This is a genomic window from bacterium, assembly GCA_019695335.1.
Lineage (GTDB): Bacteria > CLD3 > CLD3 > SB21 > SB21 > JABWBZ01.
Map to the genome: position 1 here is coordinate 20943 of JAIBAF010000006.1, position 13627 is coordinate 34569.

Sequence of the window (13627 nt, forward strand, 5' to 3'; positions counted from 1 at the left end):
AGGATTCATGGAATACAACATCATCGATATTTTTCTTTCGTGTATGGCCACGGTATACGGTTTATTTGTTCTCATCCTGACAGGCGCGTTATTGATCTATCGTTCGCCACGCTCTCAAAAAGACTTTTTTGTCAGCGTATTGATCCCTGCCCGAAACGAAGAGCGCCATATCGGCGAATGCCTCGAAGCTCTGGCGCTCCAAGACTATAATCAGGATAAATTCGAAATTATTGTGATCAATGATCGTTCGACGGATCGAACTTCGGCGATAGCGCGAGAATTTGAGAATAAATTTAAACACTTTACCATCGTTGACATTAAAGAAATGCATGCAACGATGGCTCCCAAAAAAAATGCGCTCAATGAAGGTATTAAAATTGCCAAGGGCGAAATTATTGTGTGCTCGGATGCCGATTGTTATGCCGAAGTCTCGTGGATCCGTTCGATGACTGAATGCTTCACGTCCGAAGTAGGCATGGTCATAGGCTATTCACCGATCAAACCGCTAAACCGCTGGTCGGTATTTCACCATTTTGTGGCGTTGGATTCATTAGCCCTGGCATCAGCCGCGGCGGCAAGTTGCCTGTGGAATAAACCGGTCACGGCTACAGGACGGAGCCTGGCGTATCGGAAAGAAGTTTTTAATGAAGTCGGCGGCTTTTCAAAGATCGCTCATTTTGTTTCCGGCGATGACGATCTGCTGCTGGGCCTCGTAAAAAAGACGAAATGGAAAATGGCGTACACTATCCGGCGCAATTCTCTGGTCGAAACACATCCGCCATTGACGTTCAGGCAATTTGTTAACCAAAAAATTCGTCAGGCGTCGAAAGGACGGCATTATTCGGTGAATATGGTTATTACATTAGTTTTATATTACATATTCAATCTCATGCTGATGGCGTACGCACCGCTGTATTGGTTGGATGGGCACAAGGATTTTTGGAAATGGTACCCATGGATAATGAAATTTTCCTCTGATTTTGTTTTACTTTTTGTCGGCGCCGTACGATTTAAAAAACTCTTTTACCTGAGTATGTATCCGATATTGGTCTTTTTACATCCATTATATATCGCTGTTTTTGGTGCGTGGGGACAATTTGGAAAATTTGACTGGAAAGATACCACGCATGATAAGCATTTGAAAGTTTAGTATGACGGCAATTATTATTCTATTTGCGATGGTCTTGGGAATCTACGTTGTAACGGGATTACTCTTTGTTATGGGGCTATTTATGCCGGCATCGCAGAGGAATGCCGTAAGGCCTTTCGTGTCCGTTATTATTGCGGCTCGTAATGAGGAACAATCGATACCGGATTGTTTAAATAGTGTTTTGAATCAAACGTATCCTTCCGATTTATTTGAAATCATTGTCGTCGATGATCGTTCCAATGATCGTACACCTGAAATAATCCGTGACTTAACAAAAAGAAATCCATCTGTAAAATTGATTCAAATAAAAGAAAAACCTGAGAATATTTCCGGCAAGAAAAATGCATTGGAGCAGGGTATCAAAGCTTCGCGGGGTGAGATCCTGCTTTTTACGGATGCGGATTGCGGTGTAAAAATTACATGGATCGAAGGTATTGTTAAATATTTTACGAAAGATGTTGGTTTGGTCATAGGAGCGTCGTTTACGAGGGGAGCGACGTGGTTTGAGCGGCAGCAGTCGTTTGATTTTGCAGCGATGAAAGCGGCGGCGTGCGGGATTACTAATTTAGGATTGCCGTTTGCTGCGAGCGGGCAGAACCTGGCCTATCGGCGCGTCGCGTTTGACGAAGCAGGTGGGTTTGAAAAAATCCGGCATCGTATTTCCGGCGATGATGTTTTGATGATGCAATTGATCAGACAATTAAAAAAATGGAAAATTGTTTTTGCCGGTGATGCCGGAACTTTTAATTCAACGCGCTCCGAGCCGACATTGAGCGCTTTTATTCATCAACGCGCACGATGGGCGTCGAATACGGAAATGATGCTGACAATGAGCCCGTTATTTTTTACGTATCTCGTCAGCGTCTACGGACTTAATGTGTTTTTAGCTGGCGGGTTAATCTGGGGCATCTGGAATAAGTTGATGCTGGGACTCGTAGTATTCGGCTGGATCAACAAACTGATCATTGATTTCCTTGTAACATATCTCGGTTTTCAAAAATTTCAAAAACCGTTTTCATTTTCGTTTTTTTTGACATGGTTTTTTCTGCAGGCGCCGTACGTTCTATGGGTTGGTTTGCAAGGTGGATTACGATTATTTAAATGGAAATGAGTTACCACACTTTAAAACTGCGTTGCAAATCCAGTAAAATTTTACGAATTCACATATTCCTGAAAAGTTTTTACTCCGGCGCCGGTTTCAAATTTCCATCCTAAACGATGCAGCGCATTTTCAATTCCGGCGATAACCGTCACCATATCAAATACATCATAATAACCTAAATGTGAAATTCTGAAAATTTTACCTTTCAGATGATCCTGGCCGCTCGCTAAAGTCATACCAAAATCGCTGCGCAGAATTTTGAATATCTTATCCGCATCGAGCCCTTCAGGAACTTTAACCGGCGTGACGGAATTGGCCGGCTTTTCGGCAAATACTTGCAATCCCAACGCTTTTACCGCACGGCGGCAACCTTCGGCCATAACGCTGTGGCGTTTCCATACGTTTTCAATACCTTCTTCTTTGATCATCCGCAGCGTTTGTTGTAATCCTAGGATCAGGGAAATTGCCGGCGTGAAAGGCGTTGTATTAGCCCCGAGTTCTTTGGCGGCGCGTTTGAAGTCGAAATAAAATTTAGGTAAATCCGACGATTCGCGTGCTTTCATCGCCCGTTCGCTCACGGCACAGAAGGCCAAACCGGGAGGCAACATCAATCCTTTTTGCGATCCGGTTACGACCGTATCAAGTCCCCATTCATCAAAACGTAATTCCATAGCGCCGACAGACGTCACGCCGTCGACCATGATCAACGCATTGGAATTTTCCCGTATAATTTTCGCCATTTCTTTTACATCCGTAAAAGCACCGGTCGAAGTTTCGCTATGCGTCATGACAACCGCTTTAATGTTCGGGTTATTTTTTAATTTTGTTTTGACATCGTCGGGATTAGCCGATTTACCCCATTCAATTTTCATGACGTCTACATTAATTCCGTAGGCTTGCGGAATTTTTGTCCAACGTTCGCCGAATTTACCGCCCTCGATATTTAAAATCGTATCGCCTTTGGAAAGGCAATTCACAAAAGCGGCTTCCATTGCTCCTGTGCCTGAACTGGCAAATGTCAAAACCGGTTGTTTGGTCTGGTAGAGATATTTCAGGTTCTCATTCACTTCGATAAAAATGTCTTCAAAATCTTTGTTCCGATGGTGAATGATCGGATGGGCCATGCTGAGTTGGACATGCTCGGGAATCGGCGTTGGTCCGGGAGTAAAAAGTCGCTTTTTCATAAAGACCTCGTTTAGTCAGTTTGATATTTTTTTGTAATGGCTTTAGCTTTTTTGAGGACAGCTGTTTTTAATTCAACCGGTTCCAATACTTCGACGGCGTCGCCCCAACCCATGACCCAGGCGATAAACTCGTTGGATAACTTCACCCGAAGCGTAATCTCAAAACCTTCGTCCGTATGATGAATTTCCTGATTCTCAATCCAGAATTTATCGGTCATGTATTGTTCCAGGTCATCCGAAAATCGCAGCCTGACGATGACCATTTTACCGCCTGTAAAAGAACCCCATGAATTTTTGAATAAATCATTGACTGACGGAATTTCTTTTACCGGCGACGGCTGTTTTGTAAAACGAAATTGGCCGATACGTTCGATGGTGAACATCTTCAGTACGTCTTGATGTATGGCGATCAGGTAATGTGTTTTTCCGGCATTGTAAAAAGCTACCGGCGTTATCGTGCGCCACTGAAGCCGATCTGTTTTTGCAGAACGGTATTCAATTTCCATCACCCGTTTGTCACAGATAGTTTTGACCGTATTGATGAAAAATGAAAGCGTTTTATTCGAAAATTTCTCAAGGACCAATGAGAGGTTTTTGATCGTTTCATTTTTAGCAAAGGCAAGATAGGTCGTGACGAGTAAATTGATTTCGGAGAGGTTTATCTCGACGCGATAGGCTTGTTTCCGTGAAAAAACGCGGATGCCCATGTCGCGAAGCACTTTGACGTCCCGGCGGATCGTTGCTTCGCTGGTAAGAAAAATGCCCGCAAGATCGTTTTCGGAATATTTGTCCGGAAATTCAAAAATTAAAGCCGCTATTTCAATCTGGCGTTGGAGTTCGTCAAGTCGGTTCATATATCAGCATTTATCGGAGCAAAAGTGCGGTTTTTTAATTTTTTCTCAAATTTTGAGAATTTTTGACCGGAACTACTACTTAAATTAAGTACGTAATCAATGACGAACAATAAACAAAATAATTAATAACTCAAACAACAAAACAAAAAATAATGGAGGTTACCATGTCAAAAGGAACATTAAATCGCGCGATCCTGATCGGAAGATTGGGCAAAGATCCTGAATTACGCTACACAACCGGCGGCATCCCGATCACGTCGTTTAGCCTGGCTACAGGCCAGTCTTATAAAGACAAAGACGGTAAAGTCGTCGAGCAAACCGATTGGCACAAGATCATTGCATGGCGAAAGCTCGCAGAAATCTGCGGGCAATACCTGAAAAAAGGTTCGCTCGTGTGCATTGAAGGCCAATTAAAAACGCGCTATTACGACGATAAAGACGGCGTCAAACGTTCCATCACGGAAGTGGTCGCTGAAACGTTACAAATGCTCGGTGCAAAGATGGAGTCGGACAAACCGGCTGAACCGGAAGAACCGGTAGCCGAGTTGGTCGCCGAAACAACCGGCAACGAGGGAATGCCGTTTTGAACTTCCTTCACTGAGTTCCCGGAAATGAGGGGGCTTTATAAGCCCCTTCGGCTCACGGGTACGAATTTTCCATAATTTTAAATTTGCGTCTGATGGACAGTTTTTATACTTTGAGCAACTTCCAAAAAGATTTTAAATCAATCCATATTTATAAAAACAATAGCGTTTCAGGAGAATTTTTAAAATGGCAGAATTGAAAAAAGATGATGACACGATCGTCGTCGATAAAGAAAAAAAGGCATCGTTGGAGCGGACCATTTCCGATATCATGAAGGAATATGGCAAAGGTTCTATCATGCGATTGGGCGAACGTTCGGCGATGACGGTCGACGTATTTTCGACCGGTTCGATCGCGATTGATGCCGCGCTCGGCGTCGGAGGAATTCCGCGCGGCCGTATTACTGAAATTTTCGGCCCTGAATCGAGCGGTAAAACTACGCTGGCCTTGCACGTGGTGGCTGAATCTCAAAAACTGGGCGGCATCGCCGCATTTATCGATGCGGAACACGCTCTCGATCCCGTTTATGCCAAACGCCTTGGCGTCGATACGGATAATTTACTGATTTCACAGCCGGATAACGGTGAACAGGCTCTGGAAATTACGGAGCGTCTTGTGCGCAGCAATGCGGTGGATATTATCGTTATCGATTCGGTTGCGGCTTTAGTGCCACGCAGCGAAATTGACGGTGAAATGGGCGACGCGACGATGGGTGTGCAAGCGCGCCTGATGAGTCAGGCGATGCGTAAATTAACCGGCGCCGTGAGTAAATCGAAAACATGCGTGATTTTTATCAATCAGGTGCGCGACAAAATCGGCGTGATGTTCGGGAATCCTGAGACGACGACCGGCGGGCGCGCGTTGAAATTTTATACGTCGATCCGGATCGATATTCGCCGTATCGGACAAATCAAAGCCGGTGAACAAATCGTCGGTAATCGAACCAAAATCAAAGTTGTTAAAAACAAATTGGCGCCGCCGTTCAAAGAAGTCGAAACCGATCTGATGTACGGTTTCGGAATTTCCCGCGAAGGCGATCTGATCGATCTGGCGACGAATATGAATATTGTCCAGAAGAGCGGAACCTGGTATGCCTTTGACGATGAAAAAATCGGACAAGGTCGTGAAAATGCCAAACAGTTTCTGATCGACAATCCGGACACATACAAAAAAATCGAAACGAAAGTCCGGAAGGAACTGGGTCTGACTGCGGCGACTGAAACTAAAGAAACGCCGAAGCAAAGTCCCAACAGCGTTGAGAAAAAATCGAAGTAATCGGGCATTGTCGCTTTGGGCGAACAGGGGAGCGACAGAGCTTAATTTTATACGGTTATTTCCCATAAGCTCTGAATAACCGTAAATTTTCACAGGAAGTAATTATGGCAAAAGGAACATTAAACAAAGTCATTTTAATCGGCCGCCTCGGCAAAGACCCGGAACTGCGATACACACCGACCGGAGCCGCCGTCGCAACTTTTAACGTTGCCACCAACGAATCGTACAAAGATAAAGAAGGCAAAGAAGTCGATAATACCGATTGGCACCGGATCGTAGCGTGGAGGAAACTGGCCGAAATCTGCGGACAATATTTGAAAAAAGGTTCCTTAGTCTATATCGAAGGAAAACTTAAAACGCGTAACTATGACGATAAAGACGGTACGAAAAAATACATAACGGAAATCGTCGCGGACAATATGCAGATGTTGGGTGGACGAATGGGCGATAGCGGCAACGAGCGCGTCCCGCCGCCAATGTCGGATTCCGACACTACGTCGTCCAATTTATCCAATAACTCAGCCGAGCCTTCCAGCGACGCGAATGATGATCTGCCGTTTTGAATCAGGTTTTTTCAAGATAATACCAATTTAGGGACTTTCTCATCAAAACCCTGTATATCTGTATTGAGTTGCTTGACGGTTGCCATTGGATAACACGTATGAACGATGTCTATTCGTCGTCACGATTAGTAGTTCACAATTAGATAAGTTGTTTTTGAGGTCTTGCTGATAGTGGGGCGTGCTATCAATTTAGTCATAAAATTTATAGTCGTCACGCTAACATATGACCGCGAGGTGCTTAACTGGTGGTCTGATGTATATCTATTTGTAGTTATTTATGAAAAAGCCATTTTCTTTTGTTCTGGCATTCTTGATTAACTTTTGTAGCTGTGAGTATGCTCCGATAGTTTCAAACAAATCCCCCGATTTTCATAGACAAATCGAGCGAGTAATCATCCTATTTAGATCTGAGAAGGAACAATCAGAGTTATGCGAGCTTTTCGGAGTACGTATAATTGAAAAGCTTCAAGTCTCGAAAGTAGAATGCCGGTTCTATTCAGAAACATTCAATCGCGAATCAATAGAATTGGATGAAACTCGAATGAATTTAGATTCTATAACTGAGAGTTTCAACGCTGATGCATTCTTGAGAATTGATTTCGTTGGGCAAACTGTTTGGTCCGGTTCACAGGTTACTCGCCAAAAAGACTTTAATTCAAGTTTGTTTGATCTAAAAGGTAACAAGAAAAGAGTTTGGCGATCGTACTTCCACTTGACTACAAAAGCTGATATGTTTTACAATAATAATCGGTTGGATGCGGCTGATCTAACTGATCTGCTTTTTAATCAACTTAAAAAAGATAGGATTATTAATTAGGCGTCGTACTATCAGATAATTTATAATAACTTGTGTTTGTGTATATGTCGCTAGAATGGATAATAAGATTCAGTTACCGCTACATAGAGATCAAGCTTTATTCGCAAGTACATTATTATAGTAGTCAAACAAATGAACACTGCCACTATTACCAAAGAACATCAAACACCAAAGCTGGTTTTAGCTTTTATCGCAATTTATTTCGTTTGGGGCTCGACATACCTTGCTATTCGCTATGCTGTGGAAAGCATTCCGCCGCTCCTGATGATGGGAACACGATCGCTCATCGCCGGGCTCATCATTATAGCGTGGAGTTGGATGCGTGGCGATGAGAAACCGAAAGCTGAACATTTACCCGCATTGTTCATTATCGGCGCTTCATTTTTTCTCGTGGGGCATGGCTTGCTGGCATGGGCGGAACAAACCGTTCCTTCCGGACTTGCGGCGTTGCTCGTTGCATCGGAACCGGCGTGGATTGCATTGATAGAGTCGCTTGTGGCTCGGAGTTATACCTTAAGCTTAAAAGGAATTGCCGGATTGATTGTAGGTTTTGTTGGGATCGTTTTGCTGGTTGCTCCCACTGGAGATTTCGGTACAGGCAATACCGATGTAATTGGCGCAATGGCGATTATCGTTGGTGCGCTGTCATGGTCAGGCGGCGCGGTCTATTCGCGTTTTGCAAAACTTCCATCGTCGCCGATGATGACGGCTGGTTTTGAAATAATAATCGGTGGAGTATTGTTGTTGTTGACGGGAATAGTATTCGGTGAGATGGGAGAACTTCACGCCGTTTCTCTTCGCTCGCTGTTGGCGTTGTTGTATCTTATTATTTTCGGTTCCGTTATTGCGTTCTCGGCCTACGTATGGCTGCTCTCACAGATATCGGCAACGAAAATTTCAACTCATACGTATGTTAATCCGGTTATTGCAGTGTTACTCGGGTGGATATTAGCAGATGAACCGGTGACTTTCCTTACGCTCGCTGCTGCCGCGGCAATTATGCTTTCCATTTATCTGGTCTTCAGCGACCGGACACATACGGAAAAGGAATTAGCGGGTAATTAATATTTCGTACAAATTACTTCGCAAAATCTACAGCGCGATATTCCCGAATGACCGTAATCTTAATCTGTCCGGGATATTCCAGTTCCGATTCAATTCTATGAGCAAGATCGTCGGCTAATTGAATGACCTTTCCGTCGTCAATCTGGTCATAGTCAACCAGCACCCGTATTTCACGTCCCGCCTGAATCGCAAAAGCGTTTTTAACCGGTTGAAAATCTTTTGTGATAGTTTCCAATTTTGTTAAACGTTTGACGTAATTTTCTAAAGAATCTCGTTGCGCACCGGGACGTTCTTTGCTGATCACATTCGCCGCATGAACAAGTATGGAAATAGGGTGGGAGATCGTAGGGGTTTCATGATGCTGTAAAATGGCTTGCTGAACAATCGTGCTTTCACCGAATTTGCGGGCAAGATCAGCGCCGACAACGGCATGATGTTGATCCGCGCGATCTACGGCGTATCCGATATCGTGAAGGATACCAGCGCGTTTGGCTAATTGTGCATCGTAGCCCAACTCCGACGCCAGAAGCCCCGCAACTGATGCCGTTTCGATGCTGTGCTGAAGAAGGTTTTGACCGTATTTCATCCGGTAACGCAGTTTACCGATCAATTTGACAATTTCAATATGAGCGCCATGAACGCCTACTTCAAATAACGCTTGTTCGCCGTAATTAGTGATTTGTTCTTCCAGATCGCGTTTCGCTTTTTCAACGACGTCTTCGATACGACCCGGATGAATACGTCCGTCGGTGATGAGCGTTTCCAAAGCCATGCGCGCGATCTCACGCCGGATAGGATCAAAACCGGAAATTAAAATCGTTTGTGGCGTGTCGTCGATCAGCACTTCGCAGCCGGTCATAGTCTCGAAAGCCCTAATGTTCCGGCCTTCGCGGCCAATAATGCGGCCCTTCATCTCATTGCTGGGCAATTTTATTGCTGTGGCCGTGCCTTCAACAGCATGGTCGATCGCCGAACGGTTGATCGCCTGAATCAATACATTACGTACTTCTTCTTTGGCGGAAACTTCAGCCTGCTCTTTGATCGTACGGATCGTTTGAGCCGCTTCAGTTTTGGCTTTGTCGATCAGATTATTCATCAAAACCTGTTTGGCTTCTTCGACGGTCATGCGTGCGATTTGCTCAAGCTTTTCATTTTGTGTCCGGATCGATTCTTCCAATTCCAGCGACTTTTTATCATAATCCGCGATTTTTTGCTGCAATTGCGATTCGCGGTGAAGTATATCTTTTTCTTTGCGCGTGACAAAATCGCCCTTCTGCTCGATATTGCGTTCACGTGCCAGAAGCTGGTCTTGTTGTGATTTGATCTGCCCGCGAGTGGTTTTGGTTTGATCGTCGAATTCCTGACGTTTGCGGTACCATTCGTCCGATACTTCGATCAGTTTTTCTTTTTTTAAGTTTTCGGCGTCATTGACGGCGGCATCGCGTATCTTTTTGGCTTCTTCGTCGGCTTCCCGAATGCGTTTCGCTACGTTGATCTTGATCGCAAACGTTTGTCCGAAGATAAATGCCGCTACGGTGACAACCAGCCCGGCGAGTATAAATATGACTATTTCCATGAGTGGAGTGACAGTTCCTTGGTTTTCGGTTTCGGTTAAATAAAAATCCCTGAAATTAAAACTGCAATGGCATACTTGAATTCACCGCAGTTTGAATTTCAGGGATACGTTAAGTTTATCTCGTAAAAGAAATAGGCAAAAAGTCGTTTCCGGCCGTCAGAATTATTTCTGAGTAAACAGTGAAATTTCCTCGTTCGATTCGACCGGTGTAGCGTCCTGATCGGGCAACAAATCCATCAATTTTTGTGCGCGGGTTTCGTAAGAGTCAACTTGTTTGTTTTGTTCTTCCCGTGTCTTGAAGAATTCGTCGGTAATGTTGAGTGCGGCCAGGATCGCCACTTTCAGGGACGATTTAATCGTACCGGCGCTGTTAATTTCGCGCATTTTTTGGTCAACATATTTGGCAATTGTCTGAATATGATCCGGATCCGCGTCGCCTTTGATCATATAATCGGATCCGTAGATGTTGACTTTGACGGTATGTTTGTCCACTGTTTTCTTATCGCATTAAACTTAACACCTGCGGTGTTAATACAATTTTATATGGATGAAATAGTTTTTTCTAATTGTCCTAACTTCGACAATGCAGTTTCGATATGCTCTCGAATCGCATTACGGTCAAAAGATGATTCCGTTGTTGACTGCGATTGAACCTGCTGCATTTCTTCCTTAAGCTTTTCATGAGTCTCATGTGCTGTCTCGAATTCCTGTCTCAGAAGGTTATACGCGCTTTGCAATTCCTGAAAAGCTGCTTCTTTAGTTTTTAAAAGAGCCTGTTGTCTGCGAATAATCTGTTCTTTTTCTTCGAGAGAATCGCTTGACGTTTCAGGTGTCGTTTCACGCTGGAGTAATTGGGTCTTGAGTTGTTCGTTTTCTTTTTGTAAAACATCGAAACGTTTGAGCCATTGGCGCATACGTTGCTCTAATAATTCCATCGGATCAGTCGATTCCATATCCCAAGCCGTAGTTTTGGTTTTCGTAGTGCGGGATTTGGTAGTCGACGCATTCATCCGGCGATGCCAAAGGTTATGTCACTGGCGCAACGATGCCTGAAATTGTTTTTCCGTACGTTGCAGGATTCGTTTAATGACGGTATCAACTTCTTCTTCTGTCAACGTACGTTCGTGCGATTGAAAAATTAATGAAAATGCTAAACTTTTTTTGTCGTTTGGAATCTGATTGCCCGTATAAACATCAAAAACATCTAAGGCTTGCAAATGATCACCTGCTTCTTTCCGGATAACTTCAATAAGTTCCTTGGCAACAAGATTACGATCGATGATCAGTGCTAAATCACGCCGTACTGAAGGAAAACGAGGAATCGGCGTGTATATTAATTTATTTTGTGTTAATGCCTGAAGTTTTTGGAAATTCAGTTCAAACGCCCAAACGTCCGCATCAATGTCAAAATGTCGTAAAAGGGTCTTGGACAAACGTCCGAAACGGCCTAAAATTGTGTCCGAAAAATCATTCTCTTTGGCTAAAATTTCCAAAGAGTTAGCGGAAAAAACTTCTTGGTCATGATAATGATTAAATTGAATATTGTCAAGTAGAAACTTCCTCCCAAGCCGCGTCAAAATGCTCTTTAAGTCAAAGAAATCAAATGCTTCCGGTTTTGAACTCCAATGAATAGGCGCTCTCTTACCGGTCGCACATCCGGCCAAAATGATTTTTTCTTTTGGTAACACTTCGTTAATATGATGATACGTCCGGCCAATTTCAAAAATCCGAATATCAAGGTTTTTTCGGTTCAGATTCGTACGCACCACTTCCAATAGGCTTGGTAGCATCGAGATACGCATTACACCCATTTCTTCACCGATCGGATTCATCAGCTTCACAAATTCTTTTTCAGATTGCGGCGCAACAGCTAACTGATCCTTCGCAAGAACCATTGAATTGGTGACCACTTCATAGAAGCCGTTTTCTTTCATGGTTTCGCGAACACTCATAATAAATTTGCCGTCCGTATCGGCAGAGGCATCGTAGTGTACGTAGGCTCCGGAAGAGGTTGGTAAATTGGAGTAGCCGTGGATACGTGCAACTTCTTCGATCAGGTCGACGGCTTCTATCAGGTCACGTCTGAAACTTGGCGGCGTTACGTCGAAAACACCTGTCGAGGTTTCACGAACAGTACAATTTATTTTTTCCAGGATGTTTTTTATTAAAGCTGCCGGAAGATTTTCACCAAGAAGTTTTTTGACAGCCTCAGTCGTGAGTTGAATCGATTGGGGAGTGATTGAAGTTTTGACAACATCAATATGACCTTTGGCAATTTCTCCGCCGGCCGTTTCTTTAAACAGTTGAATGGCACGATTGAGCGCAGTGAGCGATCCTTCCGGATCAACTCCGCGGCCAAACCGATTCGATGCATCGGAATGAATGCCAAGATGTTTGGCGGAACGGCGAATGCGTTTGGAATCGAAATAAGCCGATTCCAAAAGTACATTAACCGTTGCATCGGAAATTTCAGAATTTTTTCCGCCCATAATTCCACCGATACCAATTGAGCGCTTCGCATCGCAAATCATCACGGTTTCATTATTCAAAATGTGCGTCTTTCCATCGAGCGTGACGAAGCGATCGCCTTCTTTGGAAGAACGGACAATGATCGCATGACCTTCTAATTGATCATAATCAAAAGCGTGCAGAGGTTGACCGCACTCCAGCATGACGTAATTAGTGACGTCAACAATATTATTGATTGAGCGAAGCCCGCTTGCCTCAAGGCGTTTTATTAACCATTCAGGCGATGGACCAATTTTAACGCCACGAATGGCTCTGGCCGTGTATCTCGGGCATCCGATGCCATCTTCGATAATAACGGACGCCAATTGACTGATTTCTTGAGACGTTTCGTCAATTTTAATTTCCGGGAGTTTGATAGATTGATTTTCAATAATGGCTATTTCTCTGGCTATTCCTAATACGCTCAAACAATCGGGGCGGTTGGATGTCACATCAATATCTAAAATCGTATCGCCGATTCCCATGAAGTTCGCAAAAGCCTGACCGAGAGCATGAGCCTTTGCCATGTCCAATTCCCAAATCCCCGGCGATTTTTCTTTTTCAAAGCCAAGTTCGCTTTTAGAACAAATCATTCCGTGGGACTCTTCGCCGCGGATTTTGGCTTTTTTGATTTCAAAATTTCCCGGCATGACGGTTCCGACCGTTGCAACAGGGACAAGCTGCCCGGCCTTCACGTTAGAAGCTCCGCAGACGATACTTAAAATTTCCTTGCCGATATCGACTTTGGTCAATGATAATTTATCAGCATTGGGATGTTTTTGGGCTTCGAGCACTTTGCCGATTACGACACCGGGAAACGGATCAAGTTCGATAATCGCTTCGACATTCAAACCGTTCATCGTCATCCGGTGCGCAAGTTCATTTATAGGCAGCGTGATCGTGACGTAATCGTTGATCCATGAGAGAGAAACTTTCACTTCCGACTCC

13 protein-coding genes are annotated in these 13627 nt (G+C 44.1%); 7 read left to right on the forward strand and 6 right to left on the reverse strand.

Annotated features, from left to right (window positions below):
• Positions 1 to 7: 7 nt before the first annotated feature.
• Both K1X84_02505 and K1X84_02510 read left to right on the forward strand, forming a co-directional pair.
• Positions 8 to 1150: a glycosyltransferase gene (locus K1X84_02505; protein MBX7150484.1), complete on the forward strand. Its 1143-nt coding sequence runs from the start codon at positions 8 to 10 to the stop codon at positions 1148 to 1150.
• A gap of 1 nt (position 1151) precedes the next feature.
• Positions 1152 to 2261 (forward strand): glycosyltransferase, encoded by a 1110-nt coding sequence (locus K1X84_02510; GenBank protein MBX7150485.1) that lies wholly within the window; start codon positions 1152 to 1154, stop codon positions 2259 to 2261.
• A gap of 41 nt (positions 2262 to 2302) precedes the next feature.
• Here the strand turns inward: K1X84_02510 and K1X84_02515 are convergent, their stop codons facing one another.
• Positions 2303 to 3436, reverse strand: a complete 1134-nt coding sequence (locus tag K1X84_02515; protein MBX7150486.1) for an alanine--glyoxylate aminotransferase family protein — start codon at positions 3434 to 3436, stop codon at positions 2303 to 2305.
• A gap of 11 nt (positions 3437 to 3447) precedes the next feature.
• Positions 3448 to 4290, reverse strand: a complete 843-nt coding sequence (locus K1X84_02520) for a WYL domain-containing protein (protein MBX7150487.1) — start codon at positions 4288 to 4290, stop codon at positions 3448 to 3450.
• Between the two features lie 164 nt (positions 4291 to 4454).
• Here K1X84_02520 and K1X84_02525 point away from each other — a divergent pair, with 164 nt between their 5' ends.
• From K1X84_02525 to K1X84_02545, 5 genes are all read left to right on the forward strand, one after another.
• Entirely contained in the window at positions 4455 to 4877 is a 423-nt protein-coding gene (locus K1X84_02525) for a single-stranded DNA-binding protein (GenBank protein MBX7150488.1), read from the forward strand.
• Positions 4878 to 5061: 184 nt separating this feature from the next.
• Positions 5062 to 6150, forward strand: coding sequence for a recombinase RecA (recA, locus tag K1X84_02530; protein ID MBX7150489.1), 1089 nt, complete (start codon positions 5062 to 5064; stop codon positions 6148 to 6150).
• Between the two features lie 104 nt (positions 6151 to 6254).
• Positions 6255 to 6713: a single-stranded DNA-binding protein gene (locus K1X84_02535; protein MBX7150490.1), complete on the forward strand. Its 459-nt coding sequence runs from the start codon at positions 6255 to 6257 to the stop codon at positions 6711 to 6713.
• Positions 6714 to 7254: 541 nt separating this feature from the next.
• Positions 7255 to 7530 carry a hypothetical protein gene (locus K1X84_02540; protein MBX7150491.1) on the forward strand — a complete coding sequence of 92 codons (276 nt, stop codon included), beginning with the start codon at positions 7255 to 7257 and terminating at the stop codon, positions 7528 to 7530.
• Positions 7531 to 7662: 132 nt separating this feature from the next.
• Complete coding sequence (locus K1X84_02545) at positions 7663 to 8595, forward strand: EamA family transporter (protein MBX7150492.1); 933 nt, start codon at positions 7663 to 7665, stop codon at positions 8593 to 8595.
• A 13-nt stretch (positions 8596 to 8608) separates the two neighbouring features.
• Here K1X84_02545 and rny read toward each other — a convergent pair whose 3' ends face one another.
• The 4 genes from rny to pheT all read right to left on the reverse strand — a co-directional run bounded on the left by rny (position 8609) and on the right by pheT (position 13617).
• Positions 8609 to 10171 carry a ribonuclease Y gene (gene rny, locus K1X84_02550; GenBank protein MBX7150493.1) on the reverse strand — a complete coding sequence of 521 codons (1563 nt, stop codon included), beginning with the start codon at positions 10169 to 10171 and terminating at the stop codon, positions 8609 to 8611.
• Positions 10172 to 10333: 162 nt separating this feature from the next.
• Positions 10334 to 10618 carry a cell division protein ZapA gene (locus tag K1X84_02555; protein ID MBX7150494.1) on the reverse strand — a complete coding sequence of 95 codons (285 nt, stop codon included), beginning with the start codon at positions 10616 to 10618 and terminating at the stop codon, positions 10334 to 10336.
• A 92-nt stretch (positions 10619 to 10710) separates the two neighbouring features.
• The gene (locus tag K1X84_02560) at positions 10711 to 11181 is read right to left on the reverse strand and encodes a hypothetical protein (GenBank protein ID MBX7150495.1); all 471 of its coding nucleotides are present in this window, start codon (positions 11179 to 11181) and stop codon (positions 10711 to 10713) included.
• Positions 11182 to 11202: 21 nt separating this feature from the next.
• Positions 11203 to 13617 carry a phenylalanine--tRNA ligase subunit beta gene (gene pheT / locus K1X84_02565; protein MBX7150496.1) on the reverse strand — a complete coding sequence of 805 codons (2415 nt, stop codon included), beginning with the start codon at positions 13615 to 13617 and terminating at the stop codon, positions 11203 to 11205.
• Between the last annotated feature and the right edge of the window lie 10 nt (positions 13618 to 13627).

Bases quoted from the DNA above. Each gene is read 5' to 3' on its own strand.
- recA (MBX7150489.1), top strand. From the start codon at position 5,062: ATGGCAGAATTGAAAAAAGATGATGACACGATCGTCGTCGATAAAGAA.
- K1X84_02525 (MBX7150488.1), top strand. From the start codon at position 4,455: ATGTCAAAAGGAACATTAAATCGCGCGATCCTGATCGGAAGATTGGGC.
- K1X84_02555 (MBX7150494.1), bottom strand. From the start codon at position 10,618: ATGATCAAAGGCGACGCGGATCCGGATCATATTCAGACAATTGCCAAA.
- K1X84_02510 (MBX7150485.1), top strand. From the start codon at position 1,152: ATGACGGCAATTATTATTCTATTTGCGATGGTCTTGGGAATCTACGTT.
- K1X84_02535 (MBX7150490.1), top strand. From the start codon at position 6,255: ATGGCAAAAGGAACATTAAACAAAGTCATTTTAATCGGCCGCCTCGGC.
- K1X84_02505 (MBX7150484.1), top strand. From the start codon at position 8: ATGGAATACAACATCATCGATATTTTTCTTTCGTGTATGGCCACGGTA.
- K1X84_02560 (MBX7150495.1), bottom strand. From the start codon at position 11,181: ATGAATGCGTCGACTACCAAATCCCGCACTACGAAAACCAAAACTACG.
- K1X84_02520 (MBX7150487.1), bottom strand. From the start codon at position 4,290: ATGAACCGACTTGACGAACTCCAACGCCAGATTGAAATAGCGGCTTTA.
- rny (MBX7150493.1), bottom strand. From the start codon at position 10,171: ATGGAAATAGTCATATTTATACTCGCCGGGCTGGTTGTCACCGTAGCG.
- K1X84_02540 (MBX7150491.1), top strand. From the start codon at position 7,255: ATGAATTTAGATTCTATAACTGAGAGTTTCAACGCTGATGCATTCTTG.
- K1X84_02515 (MBX7150486.1), bottom strand. From the start codon at position 3,436: ATGAAAAAGCGACTTTTTACTCCCGGACCAACGCCGATTCCCGAGCAT.
- K1X84_02545 (MBX7150492.1), top strand. From the start codon at position 7,663: ATGAACACTGCCACTATTACCAAAGAACATCAAACACCAAAGCTGGTT.